This is a genomic window from Oceaniserpentilla sp. 4NH20-0058, assembly GCF_040371755.1.
Lineage (GTDB): Bacteria > Pseudomonadota > Gammaproteobacteria > Pseudomonadales > Oceanobacteraceae > Bermanella.
Genome location: NZ_BAABWE010000024.1, coordinates 1 through 1,849, shown reverse-complemented (window position 1 = coordinate 1,849; position 1,849 = coordinate 1). Strand labels below are relative to the sequence as shown.

Annotated in this window: 1 rRNA gene; it reads left to right on the top strand. The window is 50.7% G+C overall.

From position 1 onward, the window contains the following. The first annotated feature begins 270 nt into the window (after window positions 1–270). Window positions 271–1,807: ribosomal RNA gene (locus ABWV45_RS15455) — 16S ribosomal RNA — on the top strand. The last annotated feature ends 42 nt before the right edge of the window (window positions 1,808–1,849 follow it).

Sequence of the window (1,849 nt, the reverse complement as noted above, 5' to 3'; positions counted from 1 at the left end):
GTTGACATAGGAAAGCGGTTCTGTAGAATACGCGCCTCGCTTCGAGAGAAGCACTGCACTAGCCCAGCTAGAAAGCAGAAAAGAAATGGCCAGTCCGAGCGGCGGTCAAGATCTTTAAAAACGAATTCAGACAATTCGTGTGGGTACTTACCGAGAGTCGAGATGTACAGCTTCTTACGAAGCAAAAGACTTTTTCGAGTAAGTCGAAACACTGTCAAATTTATTTAACAGTAGTTTTATATTCGAGCAGTTCTTAGGAACTTAAAAATTAAACTGAAGAGTTTGATCATGGCTCAGATTGAACGCTGGCGGCAGGCTTAACACATGCAAGTCGAGCGGAAACGATGTAGCTTGCTACAGGCGTCGAGCGGCGGACGGGTGAGTAACGCGTAGGAACCTACCTAATAGATTGGGATAGCCCAGAGAAATTTGGATTAATACCGAATACGCCCTACGGGGGAAAGCAGGGGATCTTCGGACCTTGCGCTATTAGATGGGCCTGCGTGAGATTAGCTAGTTGGTGGGGTAATGGCCCACCAAGGCGACGATCTCTAGCTGGTCTGAGAGGATGATCAGCCACACTGGAACTGAGACACGGTCCAGACTCCTACGGGAGGCAGCAGTGGGGAATATTGCACAATGGGCGCAAGCCTGATGCAGCCATGCCGCGTGTGTGAAGAAGGCTCTAGGGTTGTAAAGCACTTTCAGCAGTGAGGAAAGCTTATGAATTAATACTTCATAAGTGTGACGTTAACTGCAGAAGAAGCACCGGCTAACTCCGTGCCAGCAGCCGCGGTAATACGGAGGGTGCAAGCGTTAATCGGAATTACTGGGCGTAAAGCGCACGTAGGTGGCTTGTTAAGTTGGATGTGAAAGCCCTGGGCTCAACCTGGGAACTGCATCCAAAACTGGCAAGCTAGAGTATGGTAGAGGTGAGTGGAATTTCCTGTGTAGCGGTGAAATGCGTAGAGATGGGAAGGAACATCAGTGGCGAAGGCGACTCACTGGACCAATACTGACACTGAGGTGCGAAAGCGTGGGTAGCAAACAGGATTAGATACCCTGGTAGTCCACGCCGTAAACGATGTCTACTAGCCGTTGGGGTCCTTGAGACTTTAGTGGCGCAGCTAACGCACTAAGTAGACCGCCTGGGGAGTACGGTCGCAAGATTAAAACTCAAATGAATTGACGGGGGCCCGCACAAGCGGTGGAGCATGTGGTTTAATTCGAAGCAACGCGAAGAACCTTACCTACTCTTGACATCCACAGAACTTTTCAGAGATGAATTGGTGCCTTCGGGAACTGTGAGACAGGTGCTGCATGGCTGTCGTCAGCTCGTGTTGTGAAATGTTGGGTTAAGTCCCGTAACGAGCGCAACCCTTGTCCTTAGTTACTAACATTAAGTTGAGAACTCTAAGGAGACTGCCGGTGACAAACCGGAGGAAGGCGGGGACGACGTCAAGTCATCATGGCCCTTACGAGTAGGGCTACACACGTGCTACAATGGCCAGTACAAAGGGTTGCCAAGCCGCGAGGTGGAGCTAATCCCATAAAGCTGGTCGTAGTCCGGATCGGAGTCTGCAACTCGACTCCGTGAAGTCGGAATCGCTAGTAATCGTGAATCAGAATGTCACGGTGAATACGTTCCCGGGCCTTGTACACACCGCCCGTCACACCATGGGAGTGGGTTGCTCCAGAAGTAGATAGCTTAACCTTCGGGAGGGCGTTTACCACGGAGTGATTCATGACTGGGGTGAAGTCGTAACAAGGTAGCCCTAGGGGAACCTGGGGCTGGATCACCTCCTTAAACGATAACATCCGCTCTCGGTTAAGTGCTCACACGAATTGT